General features: G+C 66.3%; 18 protein-coding genes and 1 tRNA gene. 9 read left to right on the top strand and 10 right to left on the bottom strand.

Annotated features, from left to right (window positions below; genetic code table 11):
- The 5 genes from G3O00_RS28985 to G3O00_RS28965 all read right to left on the bottom strand — a co-directional run.
- Positions 1 to 382 (bottom strand): DUF1176 domain-containing protein (locus tag G3O00_RS28985; RefSeq protein ID WP_206145077.1); only part of this gene is annotated, 382 nt, incomplete at its 3' end.
- Between the two features lie 257 nt (positions 383 to 639).
- Positions 640 to 1452 (bottom strand): nucleotidyltransferase domain-containing protein, encoded by an 813-nt coding sequence (locus G3O00_RS28980; protein WP_206145076.1) that lies wholly within the window; start codon positions 1450 to 1452, stop codon positions 640 to 642.
- 55 nt (positions 1453 to 1507) lie between these two features.
- Positions 1508 to 2731 (bottom strand): RtcB family protein, encoded by a 1224-nt coding sequence (locus G3O00_RS28975; protein ID WP_277399332.1) that lies wholly within the window; start codon positions 2729 to 2731, stop codon positions 1508 to 1510.
- A gap of 59 nt (positions 2732 to 2790) precedes the next feature.
- On the bottom strand, positions 2791 to 3933 hold the full coding sequence (locus tag G3O00_RS28970) for a slipin family protein (protein WP_174931785.1): 1143 nt from the start codon (positions 3931 to 3933) through the stop codon (positions 2791 to 2793).
- Positions 3934 to 4191: 258 nt separating this feature from the next.
- Positions 4192 to 4264, bottom strand: a tRNA-Cys gene (locus G3O00_RS28965).
- A 336-nt stretch (positions 4265 to 4600) separates the two neighbouring features.
- On the opposite strand from G3O00_RS28965, the gene rtcR reads away from it, so the two are divergent.
- Together rtcR and G3O00_RS44170 are read left to right on the top strand one after the other, a co-directional pair.
- Positions 4601 to 6220, top strand: coding sequence for an RNA repair transcriptional activator RtcR (rtcR, locus tag G3O00_RS28960; protein WP_174931786.1), 1620 nt, complete (start codon positions 4601 to 4603; stop codon positions 6218 to 6220).
- Between the two features lie 54 nt (positions 6221 to 6274).
- Complete coding sequence (locus G3O00_RS44170) at positions 6275 to 6826, top strand: SUKH-3 domain-containing protein (RefSeq protein WP_346779007.1); 552 nt, start codon at positions 6275 to 6277, stop codon at positions 6824 to 6826.
- A gap of 38 nt (positions 6827 to 6864) precedes the next feature.
- On the opposite strand, the gene G3O00_RS28950 is transcribed toward G3O00_RS44170, so the two are convergent.
- Positions 6865 to 7455, bottom strand: a complete 591-nt coding sequence (locus tag G3O00_RS28950; protein WP_206145074.1) for a nuclear transport factor 2 family protein — start codon at positions 7453 to 7455, stop codon at positions 6865 to 6867.
- A gap of 128 nt (positions 7456 to 7583) precedes the next feature.
- Here G3O00_RS28950 and G3O00_RS28945 point away from each other — a divergent pair, with 128 nt between their 5' ends.
- On the top strand, positions 7584 to 8126 hold the full coding sequence (locus tag G3O00_RS28945; protein ID WP_011356006.1) for a MarR family winged helix-turn-helix transcriptional regulator: 543 nt from the start codon (positions 7584 to 7586) through the stop codon (positions 8124 to 8126).
- A gap of 56 nt (positions 8127 to 8182) precedes the next feature.
- Here the strand turns inward: G3O00_RS28945 and G3O00_RS28940 are convergent, their stop codons facing one another.
- Complete coding sequence (locus G3O00_RS28940; protein WP_206145073.1) at positions 8183 to 9394, bottom strand: IscS subfamily cysteine desulfurase; 1212 nt, start codon at positions 9392 to 9394, stop codon at positions 8183 to 8185.
- A 255-nt stretch (positions 9395 to 9649) separates the two neighbouring features.
- Here G3O00_RS28940 and G3O00_RS28935 point away from each other — a divergent pair, with 255 nt between their 5' ends.
- The 4 genes from G3O00_RS28935 (at position 9650) to G3O00_RS28920 (ending at position 12924) form a co-directional block, all read left to right on the top strand.
- Positions 9650 to 10198, top strand: coding sequence for a flavin reductase family protein (locus tag G3O00_RS28935; protein ID WP_174931789.1), 549 nt, complete (start codon positions 9650 to 9652; stop codon positions 10196 to 10198).
- Between the two features lie 36 nt (positions 10199 to 10234).
- Positions 10235 to 11713 (top strand): 4-hydroxyphenylacetate 3-hydroxylase N-terminal domain-containing protein, encoded by a 1479-nt coding sequence (locus G3O00_RS28930; protein ID WP_174931790.1) that lies wholly within the window; start codon positions 10235 to 10237, stop codon positions 11711 to 11713.
- A gap of 48 nt (positions 11714 to 11761) precedes the next feature.
- Positions 11762 to 12148 (top strand): hypothetical protein, encoded by a 387-nt coding sequence (locus G3O00_RS28925; RefSeq protein ID WP_011356002.1) that lies wholly within the window; start codon positions 11762 to 11764, stop codon positions 12146 to 12148.
- 86 nt (positions 12149 to 12234) lie between these two features.
- Positions 12235 to 12924 (top strand): DUF2848 domain-containing protein, encoded by a 690-nt coding sequence (locus tag G3O00_RS28920; RefSeq protein WP_174916067.1) that lies wholly within the window; start codon positions 12235 to 12237, stop codon positions 12922 to 12924.
- A gap of 20 nt (positions 12925 to 12944) precedes the next feature.
- On the opposite strand, the gene G3O00_RS28915 is transcribed toward G3O00_RS28920, so the two are convergent.
- The 3 genes from G3O00_RS28915 to G3O00_RS28905 form a co-directional block, all read right to left on the bottom strand.
- Positions 12945 to 13697: a class I SAM-dependent methyltransferase gene (locus G3O00_RS28915; protein WP_206145072.1), complete on the bottom strand. Its 753-nt coding sequence runs from the start codon at positions 13695 to 13697 to the stop codon at positions 12945 to 12947.
- Positions 13698 to 13705: 8 nt separating this feature from the next.
- Positions 13706 to 15121: a hypothetical protein gene (locus G3O00_RS28910; protein ID WP_206145071.1), complete on the bottom strand. Its 1416-nt coding sequence runs from the start codon at positions 15119 to 15121 to the stop codon at positions 13706 to 13708.
- 83 nt (positions 15122 to 15204) lie between these two features.
- Positions 15205 to 15831: a LysE family translocator gene (locus G3O00_RS28905; protein WP_011355998.1), complete on the bottom strand. Its 627-nt coding sequence runs from the start codon at positions 15829 to 15831 to the stop codon at positions 15205 to 15207.
- Between the two features lie 173 nt (positions 15832 to 16004).
- Between G3O00_RS28905 and G3O00_RS28900 the strand changes: the two genes are divergently transcribed.
- Together G3O00_RS28900 and G3O00_RS28895 are read left to right on the top strand one after the other, a co-directional pair.
- Positions 16005 to 16805, top strand: a complete 801-nt coding sequence (locus tag G3O00_RS28900) for a helix-turn-helix transcriptional regulator (protein WP_206145070.1) — start codon at positions 16005 to 16007, stop codon at positions 16803 to 16805.
- 131 nt (positions 16806 to 16936) lie between these two features.
- Positions 16937 to 17309 (top strand): ATP--cob(I)alamin adenosyltransferase (locus G3O00_RS28895; protein ID WP_206145069.1); only part of this gene is annotated, 373 nt, incomplete at its 3' end.

The following is a 17309-nucleotide window of genomic DNA, read 5'->3' as shown; positions in this document are numbered from 1 at the left end:
CGCACCCGTTCCGGATCCGGAACGGGTGCGCTTCGTCGTCGTCCGGTTTGCCGCCGAACGCATGCCATTGGGCCGCCATTGCATCGAACGGGCGACCATCCACGCGTGCGGTGCGCAGGTCCAGCGGCGCTGACGCGTAGAGGTCGAGCGAGGCTTGCGCGTCCGGGCCGGCATCGCGCGTCACGCGCAGGATGAGGCTGGTGCGTGCGTCGTCGATATCGTCGGCGTGGCTTTCGGCAATGCAGCGGTTGCCGTTGTCGCAGACAACCGACCAGTTCTTGAAATCGCGCTCGACCGGCGGCCGCGCGAACGGGCGAGCCTGGGCAACGATCGGGGAAACGGCGAGGAGGGCGGCGATGGCGAGCGAAAGGCGGTGCGACATGACGGTTCGTATCGACTGTGGATGGGCGGGCGGAAGCGTCGGACTGCAAGCGCATCGTCAGCAAGCGGGGCAGGTCGAAGGCTGCGGCGCATGCGGCGGCGCGCTTTACCGAACGGCATCGAGTATACCGCCGCAATGGGCCGAGATCGTGACGGCGACGCGTAGTGTGCGGGCACGTCCATTGCTGGCCCGGATTGATCGGACGAGTGCGGATGCGAAAACGGCGCGATGTCCAAAGGCATCGCGCCGTTCGCTTTTCATCGACCGTCGACCACGTCGCGCAGGAACGCGTCGAGCATCGCCCCGTCGCCCCACGGCCGCTTGTATTCGCGATCGTGTTCGGCATCGGCGAGCATCGTCTCGACGAGCGCGTGCACGGCCGGCCTGCGCGGCCCGTATTCGCTTTCGTTCGCGCTCATCTTCAGCGCGAGCAATGCGTCGAGTTCCGCGCGCACCGCCGGCTCGTGCACGGTGCCGTCGACGAGATCCACGAAGCGCATCGGCGGCATCCCGAGCCCCATGTCGATCCAGCGCACCGCGAGCAGCGGCCGCAGCACGTACAGGTACTTCTTGTAACGCACCGTGTCGCCTTGCAGATAGCCGCGGAAGTTCTTCTTCGCCATCGCGAGGTAGTGATGACGCCCGCGCACCGGCGAGAAGAACGCGGACGCCAGCGACCTGAGCCGTGGCGCCCAGCGTGCGTCTTCGCGATACACGACGGGCGAGTCGAGCCATTCGAGCAGCGTCGGGTTCGAGCGGCGCAGCAGTTGCAGCGCCTTGCGCAGTTCCCAGCCGCTGACGTCGAGCTCGTCGTCGAGCGGCCGCTCGATCACGTCGCGTTGCGGTTCGACGCTCAGGTACCAGTCGCGCCGGTGCGCATACACGAAGCGCACGTCGTAGTCGCTGTCCGGTGATGCGAACCCCCAGCCGCGGCTGCCCGATTCGCACGCGAACAGCACGCTCACGCCGTGGCGGCGCTCGACTTCCGCGAGCTCCGCCATCACGCGTGCCCGCACGGCCGGGTCGACCGGGTGCGCGCTGCGCACCGCTGTCAATTCTTCCGTTTTCATTGTTGTTGCTTCCTTTTCGTTGTGCGCGGCCGCCGGCCATCGGCCGCGCACCGCGCTATCCTTTCACGCACACCACCTGGCGCAGCGTATGCACCACTTCGACGAGGCTGCGCTGGGCCGCCATCACCGCGTCGATGTCCTTGTAGGCCATCGGGATTTCGTCGACGACGCCCGCGTCCTTCCGGCATTCGACGCCCTGGGTTGCCTTCACCTGGTCGTCGGCCGTGAAGCGGCGCTTCGCTTCGGTGCGGCTCATCGTCCGGCCCGCGCCGTGGCTGCACGAGCAGAAGCTTTCCGGGTTGCCGAGCCCGCGCACGATGAAGCTCTTCGCGCCCATCGAGCCCGGAATGATCCCGAGCTGCCCCTTCTGTGCCGATACCGCGCCCTTGCGCGTCACGAGCACGTCTTCGCCGAAGTGGCGTTCGCGCTGCACGTAGTTGTGGTGGCAGTTCACCGCGTGCTCGTCGACCGAGAACGGCTTCGCGATCACGCCGCGTGCTGCACCGATCACCGCGTCCATCATGGCCTGACGGTTGCGGCGCGCGTAGTCCTGCGCCCAGCCGACCGCTTCGACGTAGTCGTCGAAGTGCCGGCTGCCCTCGGTGAAATACGCGAGGTTGCGATCCGGCAGGTTCGCGATGTGCTGCCGCATGTCGGCCTGCGCGAGTTCGATGAACAGGCTGCCGATCGCATTGCCGACGCCGCGCGAGCCGCTGTGCAGCATGAACCACACGTGGTCCGCTTCGTCGACGCACACTTCGATGAAGTGATTGCCGGTGCCGAGCGTGCCGAGATGCGCGTAGTGGTTCGTCTTCTCCAGCTTCGGATACTTGTCGACGATCCGCTGGAAGCCCGGTTGCAGCGATTTCCACGATTCGGTCACGGCGGCCGGCGTGCGGTCGCCCCACGCGCCCGGATCGCGGCGGCCCGGCGCGCGGCCGTGCGGCACCGCGCGTTCGATCGCACTGCGCAGGCCCGCGAGCGAATCCGGCAGGTCGGACGCCGTCAGCGTCGTGCGCGCGGCCATCATCCCGCAGCCGATGTCGACGCCGACCGCGGCCGGAATGATCGCGCCCTTCGTCGGGATCACGCTGCCGATCGTCGAGCCCTTGCCGAGGTGGACGTCCGGCATCACCGCGACGTGGCTGAAGATGAACGGCATCTGCGCGGTGTTGCGCAGTTGCGCGCGTGCTTCGTCTTCGACGGCGACGCCTTGCGTCCACATCTTCACCGGCTTGCCATTGGCCAGTTCCATCACCTGGTAATCCATTTCACTCATGTTCATCACCTTGCTACCTTGTTCATGAGGCACGGCGCCCGTGCGCCGTGCCTGTCCATTCATTGCGCGCCCTTGATGCTGACGAGTCCGTTCAGCACCTGGTCGAGACCGCCGAACACCGAGATGCGGTCGATCCGTTCCGCGACGCGCTCGAGCGTTTCCAGCTCCTTGAGCCGCAGCGCGGTCGGGTTTTCTTCCATCACCTTCGCGGTGTTCAGCAGCGAACGCGTGGCCGCGGTTTCCTCGCGGCGGCGAATCACGTTCGCCTGCGCGGACTTCTCCGCTTCGACCACCTGCGCGAGGATCGTCTTCATGTCGCCCGGCAGCACGATATCCTTCACGCCGACGCTGCGCACCTCCACGCCGGAATGGCCGAGGCGGGCGCGCACCTGCGTGATCACGACGTCGTCGATCGACTGCTTGTCTTCCAGCAGTTCGTCGAGCGAGCGCGTGCCGACCGCCGATCGCAGCGCGAACTGCAGCTCGCGATACAGGTGCTCGACCGGCTTCTGCAACTGGCCGAACGCATGCAGCACGTCCGCATAGCACCACGTCGCCGACAGGTTCAGCCGCAGCGCGACCTTGTCGCGCGTCAGGATTTCCTGTCCGCCGACTTCGATCGCCTGCAAGCGCAGGTCGACGAGTTCGACGGCGACGTCGCGGTTGAAGCGCCAGAACGCCGCGACGCCCGCGTCCAGCAACCGCTCGATCTTGCCGTCGATCTTCAGCACGCCGACGTGGTACGCCGGCACCTGCGCCAGCAGTACGCCCGTCAGGCCTGCCACACCGCGTGCTCGCAGCGCCGGCTGCGCGATGCGCTTCACGAGCGCGGCCGGCAGCATGCTGTCCTGCGCGAGATCGACGCGTTCGAGACGGTGCGCGGTCAGGCCGCGCCAGTACAGCCGGCGCGTACCCGGCGCCAGGATCTCGACGAGCACGTCGTCTTCGTAGCGCAGGCCCGCTTCATCGTCGGCGAGATCCATTGCGACGAAGTGCTGCGCGAGCACGTCCGGTGCGTCGTGACGCAGGTAATCGGCCAGTGCCGTGTCAGCGAGCGGCGCGTCGAGACGCGCGGTCTGCACCGACAGGCGCTTGAGCGGATCGAAGGCCTTGAACACACCCGGTTCCAGCACCTTCACGAAATCGCCCTCATTCATCAGCAGCGCGCGTTCGTTCTTTTTCACTACATGTCGCATCCACATATTCTTGTCCTTTTCTTCAATGACCGCCGGGTGACACGCATCGTGCGGATCGCGGGGCGACGCAACCGGGCGGGCGGCGCGCTGGCCCGACGTCGAAGTGCGCGGCGACGCATCCTGCATCGCGTCGTCGTGCGCCTTCGTGCGGGCCGTGCGGCCGTCCGGCCGATCGCGCGGAACCGCAACCGGTCCGACGCGCGGCGGGCCTTGCGGCCCGCACCGGCGGGTACTGCTTCTATCAAGAGACTGTCCTTGCGGACAGTGTTCGAGCGGGATTCGAACCCGCTACACACCGGCTTGCGCCGGCTGCTCTACCCAAATGAGCTACCGAACGGAGGGCGCCCCGGGACTCGAACCCGGGCGAAGTTCCAGTACGCGCCCGTTTGCCTTCGTCTGCCCATGGCGGCATGCGCGACCGCGACGAACCAGGTTCGGCGGCGGCGCACCAGCAGGGCTTTGTGAACCCTGGCTCGTGGGCCAGCGGGACCTCCGGCGCTTTCTATTTAGCGAGGAGCGTGCCAGTGGGCTCGTTTGTGCTTCAGATATTTTTTAAGGCATTGAAAATAAAGAGGATTTATTTGTGGTGCGTGGTGTGGTGCCGATGCTTCCTGCATCTCGTTGCCAAGAAAATCCGATACAATCGGATCGCTTCTTATCCGATGAGATAAACATGCGAAAGACTGTCGCCATCGGTTTTCTCGGCACCGTGCTCGACCAGGGCGGCGGCTCGCAGCGCCGCTGGCGTAACTGGCGGCCGACGATTTCGCTGTGCGAGCAGCGCGACACGCCGATCGACCGGCTCGAACTGCTGCACTCGCCGAACTACGCACGTCTCGCGAACCGCGTGAAGCAGGACCTGGAGCGCGTGTCGCCGCACACCGACGTGCGGCTCATCCCGATGGAGATTCGCGATCCGTGGGATTTCGAGGAGGTCTACGCGACGCTGCACGATTTCGCGCGCGCCTACCCGTTCGATCTCGACCGCGAGGACTACCTGATCCACATCACGACAGGCACGCACGTCGCGCAGATCTGCTGGTTCCTGCTCGCGGAGGCGCGCTACCTGCCTGCGCGTCTCGCGCAGACGGCGCCGCCGCAGAAGACCGATGAAGGGCTGAGCGGTCCCGGCACGATGTCGGTGATCGATCTCGACCTGTCGCGCTACAACCGCATCGCGCAGCGCTTCACGCGCGAGCGCGACGAAACCGTGTCGTTCCTGAAGGCCGGCATCGCGACACGCAACGCGCGCTTCAACGCGCTGATCGAGCAACTGGAGCGCGTCGCCGTGCGTTCGCGCGCGCCGATGCTGCTGGTCGGGCCGACGGGCGCCGGCAAGTCGTTTCTCGCGAAGCGCGTGTACGAGCTGAAGCGCGGCCGCCATCGGCTCGCGGGGCCGTTCATCGAGATCAACTGCGCGACGCTGCGCGGCGACGCGGCGATGTCGACGCTGTTCGGTCACGTGAAGGGCGCGTTCACGGGCGCGCAGTCGGCGCGTGCCGGGTTGCTGCGCGCGGCGGACGGCGGCCTGCTGTTTCTCGACGAGATCGGCGAACTCGGGCTCGACGAACAGGCGATGCTGCTGAAGGCGATCGAGGAGAAGCGTTTCCTGCCGGTCGGCGCGGACGTCGAGGCGACCAGCGATTTCGAGCTGATCGCGGGCACGCATCGCGACCTGCGGCAGATGGTGGCGGCCGGCACGTTCCGCGAGGATCTTTACGCGCGGATCAACCTGTGGACGTACGAACTGCCGGGGCTCGCCGAGCGGCGCGAGGACATCGAGCCGAACCTCGAATTCGAACTCGATCGTTTCGGCCGCGAGCAGGGCGAGCAGGTGCGGTTCAACGTCGAGGCGAAGCGGCGCTATCTCGCGTTCGCCGCATCGCCGCGCGCGGCATGGGCAGGCAACTTCCGGGAACTGTCCGCGTCGGTCACGCGGATGGCGACGCTGGCCGATGCGGGGCGGATTACCGAGGCGCTTGCCGAACAGGAAGTCGAGCGGCTGACGCGCACGTGGTCGTCGCCGGGCGGCGCGGGTGCGTCCGATGGGTATGTCGACGCGGTGTTCGGCGCGCGTGCGGCGGAACTCGACCTGTTCGACCGTGCGCAGCTTGAACGTGTGCTCGACGTGTGCCGCGTGTCGGCAAGCCTGTCCGAAGCCGGGCGCACGCTGTTCGCGGTATCACGACAGAGCAAGAAGCAGCCGAACGATGCGGACCGGTTGCGCAAGTATCTGGCGCGGTTCGGGCTGGATTGGGAGGGCGTGCGGCAGGTGCTCGACGGGGTGCGGTGACGGGCCGGTGGGTGTGATGCCTTAACGGCGGCGGGCGTTGATGCGTGCCGTATCGTGTGTGAAAACTTCAGGAGCGTTGTCTTGATCGATATTCCTTCGACTGTCAGGCCGCTGTTTGTCTCAGCCGGTTGGCGCGGCGATGCAGATGGCCGGGTGTCGTCGCACGATGGCGAACGTCCGGGCGATACGATTCTGCGCGCGTTCGACGGGTTGATCGTGGGAACGGATCGCGCTGATCGCCGCGGGGAAACCTGCGCGCGGATGGGGATCGCATTTCATGCGCTGGCACACCAGGATCGCCAGATTGCCGCGTGGGAACAGGCGCTCGGGACGACGATGGTCGGCGTTGCCGAGGACGATCTCGGGTACGTCGAGTTTTATGTCGATGCGGTAGGACGTGTGTTTGCGACGAACTGCGTGGTCGACGGCGTGTATCTGTGCGGATTCACGTTCGGCGAAGCAGTCGAGCGAACGTTGTGCGGGCGGGTCGCGATTCCGCTAGTGCTCGACGATCGTGCGACGATTGCCTATTACGGCGAGGATTTGACGAGCGACGATCCTCGCGTGATGACGGCCGCGCAGCTCCTTGCCCGGCGCGAGGGTTAGCACCCGCGCCGTGATGCGTTTGCGTGCCCGGCCGTGCTTCAACCGGCCGCTGCTGCCTGCCGGAACGGCGCCAGAAATGCCCAATCCGGCTGCGCTGCAGCGACATCCGCGAGCCCGCGCGCGAATGCGTGCGCCGGCAGCCACGGATACCCGAACGCCGCGTGCAGCGCATCGAGTTTCACCGACTCCGGATCGTCGATCGTATCCATCCGCTCGATATGAATATGCAGCGCGGCAATCCGCGCGGCGTCTTCGCGTTCGCCGTTGCCCGCGAACCGCCAGCGGTACGTGCCATGCCCGATCCGCAATGCGCCGTTGTCCTTCTGTCGCATCACAACGAGCCACGACATCCCGCTGACGCCGTGCGCGTCGACTTCGGGTTCCGTGCAAACGTAATAAGTCCGGCATCGCTCGAACCGCTCGCCGAATTCCTCGACCAGCGTGCGCGCAATCGCAGCCGCGCCCGTGACGTGCGGCGGAAAATCGATGTCGTCGCTCGCGAGCGAAAAGCTCAATTCGGCATCGGCCGCGAAGCAGTCGGCGATCAGCGCGGGCCGGTTCAGGTCCTTCGCGCGCAGATAGCATTCGAGCAGCGCGCGAACCGACGCGGGATGAAGCGGAAAGGGCATGGACGAGCCTCCTGTATCGGGAAATCGGGCCACATGCACCGGCCGGGCCTGGCCCGGAGCGCATGTGCCTTTGCCGTATAATTTCGTTTCAAAGCTAAATTCGCATGACCGTACGGAGCGTCGAAGTCATGGCCAAGCAGCAAGAGGAGTCCGTTCTGACCATTACCAACCCGGCCTGCCTGATCGACGGCACGGACACGGAGTTTCGCCACCTGATCAACGGGCTGCTGCCGTTCGCGGCCCGGCTGCTGTCGGTGCGTGACGGCTTCGGCTCGCTGATCGGCCTTACCGGCATCCAGTATTCGCTGCTCATTTCGGTCGCGCATCTGTCGCAGGACGACGTCGTGACCGTCAACCGTCTCGCCGATCACCTGCACCTGAGCGGCGCATTCGTCACGATCGAGACCGGCAAGCTGAAGAAGCTCGGCCTGATCGACAAACGCTCGGATCCCGACGACAAGCGCAAGATGCGGCTCACGGTCACGCCGGCCGGCTCGAAGCTGCTGAAGGCGCTCACCGAGACGCAGCAGCGCATCAACAACGTGTTGTTCGAGGGTGTGACGAAGACCGAATTCAAGGCACTCTGCTCGGTGATCGACCGCCTCGTCACCAATGGCGATCGCGCGACGCTCGATCTCGCCCACCTGATCGCGCGCCAGGAAAAAGGCTGACGCGCGAGCCGCAGGCCCGCTCGCGATCGCTGGCCGGCCTGACGCTTCGGCCGTGCTCAGTGCGCGGCCCACTCGATCGTATTCAGGTCGACTCCTTCGAGATGCATGTCCCACAGCGGGCTCAGCTCACGCAGCTTGCCGACCGTGTCGCGCACCTGCGCGATCACGCTGTCTACTTCGGCCTCGGTCGTGAAGCGGCCGAGCGTGAAGCGGATCGAGCTGTGCGCGAGCTCGTCGCTGCGGCCCAGCGCGCGCAGCACGTACGACGGCTCCAGCGATGCCGACGTGCACGCGGAGCCTGACGACACCGCGACACCCTTGATGCCCATGATCAGCGATTCGCCTTCGACGAAATTGAAGCTGACGTTCAGGTTGTGCGGAATCCGGCGGGCGAGATCGCCGTTCACGTAAACCTCGTCGAGCGTCGACAGGCCGGCCAGCAACCGGTCGCGCAATGCGCCGACGCGGCGGCTTTCTTCCACCATCTCTTCCTTCGCGAGCCGGAACGCCTCGCCCATCCCGACGATCTGGTGCGTCGGCAGCGTGCCCGAGCGCATCCCGCGCTCGTGGCCGCCGCCGTGCATCTGCGCTTCGATCCGCACGCGCGGCTTGCGGCGCACGTACAGCGCGCCGATCCCCTTCGGGCCGTAGACCTTGTGTGCGGTCACCGTCAGCAGGTCGACGTTCAGTGCATTCACGTCGACCGGAATCTTGCCGGCCGCCTGCACGGCGTCGCAATGGAACACGATGCCGCGCGCGCGGCACAGCGCGCCGATCTCGGTCACCGGCTGGATCACGCCCGTTTCATTGTTCGCGAGCATCACCGACACCAGGATCGTGTCGGCGCGCAGCGCCTGCCGCACGGTATCGACATCGAGCAGCCCGTCTTCCCGCACGTCGAGGTACGTGACGTCGAAGCCCTGGCGTTCGAGTTCGCGGCAGGTATCGAGCACGGCCTTGTGCTCGGTCTTCACGGTGACGAGGTGCTTGCCCTTGCCCTGGTAGAAGTGCGCGGCACCCTTGATCGCGAGGTTGTTGCCTTCGGTCGCGCCGGAGGTCCACACGATTTCGCGTGGATCGGCGCCGAGCAGTGCGGCGACATGCGCGCGCGCTTCCTCGACGGCTTGCTCGGCGTCCCAGCCGTAGCTGTGGCTGCGTGAAGCCGGGTTGCCGAATTGCTCGTGCAGGAACGGCACCATTTTGTCGACCACGCGCGGATCGACGGGCGTCGTCGCGCTGTAGTCCATGTAGATCGGACGGGGTTGCATCGATGCGGCTCCGGAAAGCGGTGTCTCCCGTCGTGCCCGAAAGCACCGCGGAATTGGGTAGCCGCAGTGTACGTGGACATTCCCGGACGTCGCGCAACATCCATCTCGCCAGTAGGGTTGTCTTTTAAACAAAGCTTTCAAGATCAGGGTTTACGACAGCTTGAACCCGCCTTTGTGTTTACATTTAATAAAAGCTAAATAACAAAGCTAAATTACGGTGCTTTGTTGGGCCGGATTCCACTGCGGAATCCGGCGATGCAACCCAAGGAGGACGAGATGAGCGAGAACCATGCGGGAACCGGCGCGGGCGCCGACGAGCAGCGGCGCTTTCGCACCGCGCTGTCGATGTTCGCGACGGGCGTCGCGGTGATTACTGCCCCGCGCAAAGAGGGGATGCCGATCGGCATCACGGTCGCGTCGTTCAATTCGGTGTCGCTGGACCCGCCGCTGATCCTGTTCTCGGTCGACCGTCGCAGTCTGAGCCTCGGCGACCTGGCCGGCGCGGGCGGCTATGCGGTCAACGTGCTCGACGAGTCGCAGCAGCACCTGTCGAACTGCTTTGCGAAAGCGAGCGGCGACAAGTGGGGCTGGCGTGCCGACGCAGCCGATGACGATGGCGCGGTGCTGCTGCCCGACGCGCTCGCGACATTCGAATGCGAACCCTATGCGCAGTACGACGGCGGCGATCACGTGATCTTCGTCGGCCGCGTGACGCGGCATTGCGCGCGTTCGGAAGGGCGCCCGCTGATCTTCTTCGGCGGCCGCTACCGCACGCTCGACGGCATGCACGCACCGTCTGCCTGAAGGCAACCCACGTTTCATTCCACCCTGGAGGACACCATGATCAAGAACGGGACTCAGCACATCGCGTCGCTGCGCGACGGACGGCAGGTCTACCTGAACGGCCAGCCGGTCGGCGACGTGACCGCGCACGCGGCATTCCGCAATTCGATCCGCAGCTACGCGAGCCTGTACGACTACCAGGCGCGCGACGAGAACGTCGAGAAGATGACGTTCGTATCGCCCGACTCGGGCAACCGCGTCAGCCGGATCTGGCAACTGCCGACGTCCTACGACGAGCTCGTCGAACGTCGCGCCGCGATGGAAGCGTGGTCGGAGCTGCATTACGGCTTCATGGGCCGCTCGCCGGATCACGTCGCATCCTGTCTTTCCGGGATGTATATGGGCGCCGACGTGTTCGAGCAATACGATCCGGCGCGGGCGGGCGCGCTGCGCGACTACTACCGCTATGCACGCGACAACGACCTGTTCCTGACCTACGTGATCGTGAATCCGCAGGCGAACCAGTCGAAGTCCGCACACGAGCAGGAGGACAAGTACCTTGCCGTCGGCATCGTCGATCAGGATGCCGAAGGCATCACGGTGCGCGGCGCGAAGATGCTCGCGACGAGCGGGATCATGGCTAACGAGGTGTTCTGCAGCTGTATCCAGCCGCTGCGCGAAGGCGACGAGATGTACGCGCTGTCGTTCGCGGTGCCGATGAACGCGAAGGGCATGAAGATCCTGTCGCGCAAGTCGTACGAGGAGAACGCGACGTCGGTGTTCGACAACCCGCTGTCGAGCCGCTTCGACGAGAACGACGCGGTGCTGTATTTCGACGACGTTAAGGTGCCGTGGGAACGGATCTTCGTCGCCGGCAACACGGCGATGTGCGCGAAGCAGTTCCACGCGACGCCCGCGCACGTGTACCAGAACTACCAATGCCAGGTGCGGCTGATGACGAAGCTGCGCTTCCTCGTCGGGCTCGGGTTGAAGATCTCCGAGGTCAACGGCACGAATACGTTCCCGCAGGTGCGCGAAACGCTGGGCCAGCTGGCGGCCGAAGCGTCGATGGTCGAGGCGTGGGTCTACGGGATGGAAGCGAAGGGCACCGTCGTCAACGGCTTCTACGTGCCCGACCGCAACATGCTGTACGGCTCGCAGGTCGTCACGCAGCAGCTCTATTCGAAGGTGCTCAACACGCTGCGCGAGCTCGCCGGCGGCGGAATGATCATGTTGCCGTCCAGCGTGCGCGACTTCGAGAACCCCGACCTGCTGCGCATCATCGAGAAGACGCAGAAGTCGCCCGTGTGTTCGTCCGAGGAGCGCGTGAAGTTCTTCAAGCTCGCGTGGGATGCGGTCGGCTCCGAATTCGCGTCGCGCCACAACCAGTACGAGCTGTTCTATGCCGGCGCGTCGTTCGTCACGAAGGGGCACGCGTATCGCACGTACGACTGGCAGCGCGCGTCGCATCTCGTCGATTCGATGCTCGGCAGTTATTCGCTGAACCAGGAACTGTCGACGCCGCGCGCCGCCTGATGCGTCGCCGTGCGTCCGACTCACCCGCTATCGCCACAGGAGAGACAGATGGCCATCAACAAGCTTCACGACGAATTCCATACGCTGGACATGCAGCGCGACTGGCGGCTGCCGGAAGGCTATGACCCGGCGTCCGGCGCGCAGGAACTGATCCTGTCCGGCGCGCTCGACACCGAGCGCAAGCGCGGCAGCCGCACGCGCCTGCTGCGCCTGCCTGCCGGGCTGCACACGAAGAAGCCGTTCGTGCACGACTACTGGGAAGAGGTGTTTCTCGTCGAGGGCGACCTGACCGTCGGCAACGACGAGCACGGCAACGGCGGCACGCCGTTCAAGGGCTACACATACGCGGTGCGTCCGCCTGGCGCATGGCACGGCCCGTTCAAGTCGAACGGCGGCTGCGTGCTGCTGGAAATCCACTACTACGACCCGGCGTAAGCGCGGCCGATCAACGACACACGACACACGACACACGGCGGGCGGCTGCACGCAGCGCGTGCGCTCCCCGCCACGAGGAGCATTCGATGAAAACCATCACGTTCGCGATCGACGGTCGCGACGGCCGCACCGAGCGCGCGATCGCGATCGACACGCTCGTGATCGCGGGCTGGACCGGCCGCGATACGGTCGCCATGGAGAAGCACATCCGCGAGCTGGAGGAACTGGGCGTCAAGCGCCCGGCGACGACGCCCGTGTTCTATCGCGTCGCGGCCGATCGCCTCGATCCGTCGCCCGCGATCCAGGTATCGGGCGGGCAGAGCAGCGGCGAAGCGGAATTCGTGCTGGTGCGCGACGGCGGCGAGACCTTCGTCGGCATCGCGTCCGACCACACCGACCGTGAAGTCGAGACCTACGGGATCACCGTGTCGAAGCAGATGTGCGGCAAGCCGTGCGCGAATACGCTGTGGAAGTTCGACGACGTGGCCGGGCACTGGGATCAGCTCGTGCTGCGCGCGTACGCGACGATCGACGGCGAGCGCGTGCTGTACCAGGAAGGCAAGGTGACCGCGATGCGTGCGCCGGACGACTTGCTCGCGCAGTTCGCGCGCCATGACGGCCGCTTCGTCGACGGCACCGCGATGCTGTGCGGCACGCTTGCGGCGATCGGCGGTATCCGGCCGGCCGAGCGGTTCGAGGTCGAGCTGGAAGATCCGGTGCTGGGCCGCACGCTGCGGCATGCGTATGCGGTGGACACGCTGCCCGTGGCGGGCTGACGCGTTCGACGAATGCGTGGTTATGCGCGGCAGATCGCGATGATCTCCGCGCTGGTCGCGTCGTCGAACGGCGTGTGCTGCCAGTCGCCGTACCAGTCGGCCGACGAGAATCCGGTTGCGATCACGCGCGCCTGCAGCTCGGGTTGTGCGATGAAACGCAGCCGGCTCGTGTTCGTCAGCACCGTGTCGTCGCGGCGGAAGCGGTAGTGCGTGTCGAACGTCACGATCGCGCCGTCTACCGAGCGCACCGCATGATGAAGATCGACGATGCCCGCTTCGCGCGACTCGGCGCTGCGTGCCGAGTGCTCCGGCGTCCATGCACGCCACGGCGCGACGCGCGGATTGCGGGTGTCGAACAGGAAGCGGCCGCCGTCGGCGAGTACGCGCCGCACGCCGCGCAGGGTCGCGTCGATGTCGGTGTCGGTCAGCAGGCACTGGAACGCATGCCCGGTCATCACGACTGCATCGAACGGTGGTGCGCCAGGCGGCAGGCTGTCGAGCCCGCACGCGAGCCAGCGCACGGCGTCGGCGCCCGGCTGGCGTCGGGCGTATTCGATCATCGCCGGCGCGGGATCGATCGCGACGACATCGTGCCCGGCCAACGCGAGCCTGCGCGCGAACGTGCCGGTGCCGCAGCCGAGATCGAGGATGCGCTGCTGCGCGGCGCCGATCACGGAAGCGTAGAACGCAAAATCCTGGTCGCCCGCGTTGAACAGGTCGTAGATCGCGACGAGGCGCGGGTCGGTGTAGAGGATGTCTGCGTCTGCGGGCATGGGGGGCGTCAGCGGTCGGCGACGGGCTTCAGCGCCGTGCGGAATTTCAGGTATGAACGCGCTTCGGCTTGCAGCGCGTCGTAGGGCCTTGCCATCCAGCTCCTGATCTCGGCGAGCGCATCGCGCCCGGCCGCCCGCACGTCGGTGCTCGCGGCCTGCGCTTCCGGATTGCGGGCGATGTCGTCACCGCAGATTACGGCGTCGTCGCATGGTCGGCTCGTCGTCTGCGTGAAAACGGTCTTGCCGTCGTGGAAATACTGGTCCCAGTGCGTATTGAATATGACGATGCCGTTTTCGGTGTTCATGACGTAGTCGATGTCGGCCGTGTAGCCGACGAGCGCGTCGTCGAAAAACGTCCAGCGTTCGGTGCGGATCGGCAGCATGCCCTTGACCGGCTGTGCGTTGTCGAAGCGCATGCGGACCTCGAGCTGGCGGTACGGGCCGAATTCGATCAGGTACGCATCGGGACCCTCTTCATTGCGCTGATACCAGCGCGTCATCGCGGCAGTCGGCACGATCGGGCCGGACAGCCGCGTGGCGCCGTCCTGATGATCGAGGTCGAGCCCGACCTGCGCGCCGGCGATCCGACCGGGCGGCAAACGGCCTGGTGTGGCCGGCACGCTGACGCCAGGGATCACATTGACTGCACGAAGGGCGTCGGCTGCACCGTCCGACAGCGCGCAGCGCGCGCTGCCGGTCAGCGATACGTGCGGCGATCCCGTCGTTATCGTGACGACGATCGGGATGCCGATCGAGGGCATGCCGCTCGGCAGGATCGTCTCCAGGCAGTCCTGCACGACTCGCGGCTCGCGGGCGGCCACCTGGTCATCGAAGCGGACTGCGTAGTTGAGGTGCGGCTCGACGTCGCGGGACGCCCCGGTGTCGGGCTGGCGGGTGCGCGCGAGCAGCGCGTGGTAGCCCGGCTGGCGTGTCAGCGCGTCCGCCGATAGCGACAAGTGAAACGAGACGACCGAATAGCCGCCATCGAGCCGGTGCGGCAGGTCGAAGCTGATCGTGCGTTGCGTGTCGGGGCCACCGCGCGGCGTGACGTGGGCGGGAAGGGTACGCATCGCGTCGTCGATATGCTGGTCCCATTGCGCACCGGGTAGGCAGCCGAGGCCTGCACTGCACGACAGCAGGCTGTAGGACGTGGTCGTATGCGTGTAGTGCGCGACGATGTCGACGCTGTCGGGCAGCCGGTTGCGCAGGTCGGCGTTTTCTTCCGGCGTGAGGAACGGCATGTAGAGATCGCTGAGCGCGATGGTCACGTGCGACGTGCCGGGCGGCGCCAGCACCTCGGGCGGCCGCGGATCGCGGGGCGTCAGCAGCCAGCCTGTCGCCGCGGCGAATACCGCGACGATGGCGAGCGGCCAGACGATGCGCCGGACAGTGCGTTTGCGCGGCGCGCGAGGGGAGTCGGCCATGTATCGGAGCGTCGCTGCCGGTTGTTGTCGTGTCGTTGTTCGGTTTGCCGGCGCTCGCCGGGCCGCGTGGCCCGCCGGTGCGCCTAGCGCTGCTGCACGGCCACGCGCAGCCCAAGTGCGATGAAGATCGAGCCGATGATCTTGCCCTGCCAGCGCGTGAGCCACGTGAGCCGCTTCACGAGGCGGCCGAGCGGGCGGATCGAGCACGCGATCAGCGTCGTGTAGAGCGAGCTGAGCACGACGAAGATCAGCCCGAGCACCGCGAACTGCACGAACGTCGAGCCGCGTTCCGGATGCACGAACTGCGGCATGAACGCGAGGAAGAACAGCGCGGTCTTCGGATTCAGCACTTCGGCGGGAATCGCCTGCAGGTACGCCTTGAGCGGCGTGACGGGCGACACGCTCGGCAGCGACGGATCGGACGGTTTCTCGATCAGCGCGCGCACGCCGAGATAGATCAGGTACGCGGCGCCGACCACCTTCACGACATTGAACGCGAGCGCCGACGTCATCAGCAGTGCCGACAGGCCGACGGCCGCGAACAGCGTATGCACGAAATCGCCGCTGGCGACGCCGAGGCCGGTCAGGATGCCGGTCTTGCGGCCGCCCTGCACGGTGCGGCTCAGCACGAGCAGCACGGCGGGGCCGGGAATCAGGAACAGGCCCAGGACAACGGCCGTGAAGGTGGTCAGCGTGGTCAGGTCGAACATGGCGGCTCCGGCAGGTGGGCGCAGCGACGGGGGGATCGGGGCATTGTATTCGCTTCGGCGTACGGCTGCAGACGTAGCCCGGGCAACCGCACGGCTGCACCGGCACCTTTCTGGTATAAGCACGAAAGGACGCGCGGGCAGCGCGTCCGGCTTCCTCCATCGTCCACCGTTTCATGCGCAAGCTTCCACCGACCACCGATCCCGCAGCGGATGACGAAGTCTTCCACGTGCCGCGCCCGCTCGTCGTGTTCGGCGGCTCGGTCGTCGAGCCCGAATGGCGGCTGGAGCGGCACAGCCATCCGCAGGCGCAACTGCTCTACACGTTGAGCGGCGTCATCTACTGCGAGATCGACGGCGGCGTGTGGAGCGCGCCGCCGCAATGCATGGTGTGGATTCCGGGCGACGTCCCGCATGCGGCGCGCGGCTCGGCCGGCGCGACGTTCTACGCGGTGCTGGTCGAACCCGACGCCGCGCTCGACCTGCCCGCGCGCTGCTGCACGCTGTCGGTGTCGCCGCTGCTGCGCGAGCTGCTGCTGAAGGCGGCGAGCTTCCCGAACCTGTACGACGTTGACGGACCGCAGGGGCGATTGATCGCGACGCTGCTCGACGAACTCGTCGCGGCACCGGTCGAGGATCTGTACCTGCCGATGCCGACCGATCGCCGGCTGCGCAAGCTGATCGACCATCTGCTCGACGATCCGGCCGACAAGTCGCCGCTGCCCGAACTCGCGCGGCGCGTGGGCATCAGCGAGCGCAGCCTGACGCGGCTCGCGACGAAGGAGCTCGGGATGAGCCTCGGCGACTGGCGCCGGCGGCTGCACGTCGCGCTGTCGCTGCGGATGCTGACGACCGGCCGCCGCGTGCACCAGATCGCGATCGATCTCGGCTACGAGAGCGCGAGCAGCTTCGTGACGATGTTCCGCAAGGCGACCGGCAAGTCGCCGACGCAATTCCTGACCGACCGGCAACGCTGACCGGTGCGGGCGGCGCGGCCCGCACCACGCATGCGCGATTGGCCGGATTGAGCAAGCGGTTGGCCGGGGCGATAAATGACGCGGTGGGCCTCGATCCATAAAATGAGAATCGTTCTCATCTGTAGGCCAACATGCAAATCGTCACGACCGAATTCCCGTTTGTCTGGTTGCGTTACACCGGTTCGACGCACACCGATCCTGCCCACTTGCTCGCCGAACTCGACGCGTTGCTGGCGCGTCGTGAACCGTTCGTTCTTCTGACCGACGACGCGCCGTCCGGCGACGATCGCGGCGGCGACGATCACGAGTTGCGCAAGCAGCTCGCGAAATGGAGCAAGGCCAACCGCGCGCAGTCGCGTGAATGGATCCCCGCGATGATCGCGATCGAGCCCGATGCAGCGCGGCGCGCGGCGCTCAATGCATTCTCGGGTGCGTTCGAGAAGGTGTGGGGCTATCCGCTGAACGCGGCGGCCACCCGCGACGACGCGCTCGCACTGGCGCAGC

Origin of the sequence: Burkholderia sp. Ac-20384, from assembly GCF_017104605.1 — a bacterium.
Classification (GTDB): domain Bacteria; phylum Pseudomonadota; class Gammaproteobacteria; order Burkholderiales; family Burkholderiaceae; genus Burkholderia; species Burkholderia lata.
Note: the sequence above shows the minus strand (reverse complement) of the source record. Positions and strands in the feature narration are given on the sequence as shown.

Bases quoted from the DNA above. Each gene is read 5' to 3' on its own strand.
- G3O00_RS28930 (WP_174931790.1), top strand. From the start codon at position 10,235: ATGATCAAGAACGGGACTCAGCACATCGCGTCGCTGCGCGACGGACGG.
- G3O00_RS28950 (WP_206145074.1), bottom strand. From the start codon at position 7,455: ATGCCCTTTCCGCTTCATCCCGCGTCGGTTCGCGCGCTGCTCGAATGC.
- G3O00_RS28920 (WP_174916067.1), top strand. From the start codon at position 12,235: ATGAAAACCATCACGTTCGCGATCGACGGTCGCGACGGCCGCACCGAG.
- G3O00_RS28980 (WP_206145076.1), bottom strand. From the start codon at position 1,452: ATGAAAACGGAAGAATTGACAGCGGTGCGCAGCGCGCACCCGGTCGAC.
- G3O00_RS28970 (WP_174931785.1), bottom strand. From the start codon at position 3,933: ATGTGGATGCGACATGTAGTGAAAAAGAACGAACGCGCGCTGCTGATG.
- G3O00_RS28905 (WP_011355998.1), bottom strand. From the start codon at position 15,831: ATGTTCGACCTGACCACGCTGACCACCTTCACGGCCGTTGTCCTGGGC.
- G3O00_RS28910 (WP_206145071.1), bottom strand. From the start codon at position 15,121: ATGGCCGACTCCCCTCGCGCGCCGCGCAAACGCACTGTCCGGCGCATC.
- G3O00_RS28975 (WP_277399332.1), bottom strand. From the start codon at position 2,731: ATGAGTGAAATGGATTACCAGGTGATGGAACTGGCCAATGGCAAGCCG.
- G3O00_RS28915 (WP_206145072.1), bottom strand. From the start codon at position 13,697: ATGCCCGCAGACGCAGACATCCTCTACACCGACCCGCGCCTCGTCGCG.
- G3O00_RS28940 (WP_206145073.1), bottom strand. From the start codon at position 9,394: ATGCAACCCCGTCCGATCTACATGGACTACAGCGCGACGACGCCCGTC.
- G3O00_RS28945 (WP_011356006.1), top strand. From the start codon at position 7,584: ATGGCCAAGCAGCAAGAGGAGTCCGTTCTGACCATTACCAACCCGGCC.
- G3O00_RS28900 (WP_206145070.1), top strand. From the start codon at position 16,005: ATGCGCAAGCTTCCACCGACCACCGATCCCGCAGCGGATGACGAAGTC.
- G3O00_RS28935 (WP_174931789.1), top strand. From the start codon at position 9,650: ATGCAACCCAAGGAGGACGAGATGAGCGAGAACCATGCGGGAACCGGC.
- rtcR (WP_174931786.1), top strand. From the start codon at position 4,601: ATGCGAAAGACTGTCGCCATCGGTTTTCTCGGCACCGTGCTCGACCAG.
- G3O00_RS28925 (WP_011356002.1), top strand. From the start codon at position 11,762: ATGGCCATCAACAAGCTTCACGACGAATTCCATACGCTGGACATGCAG.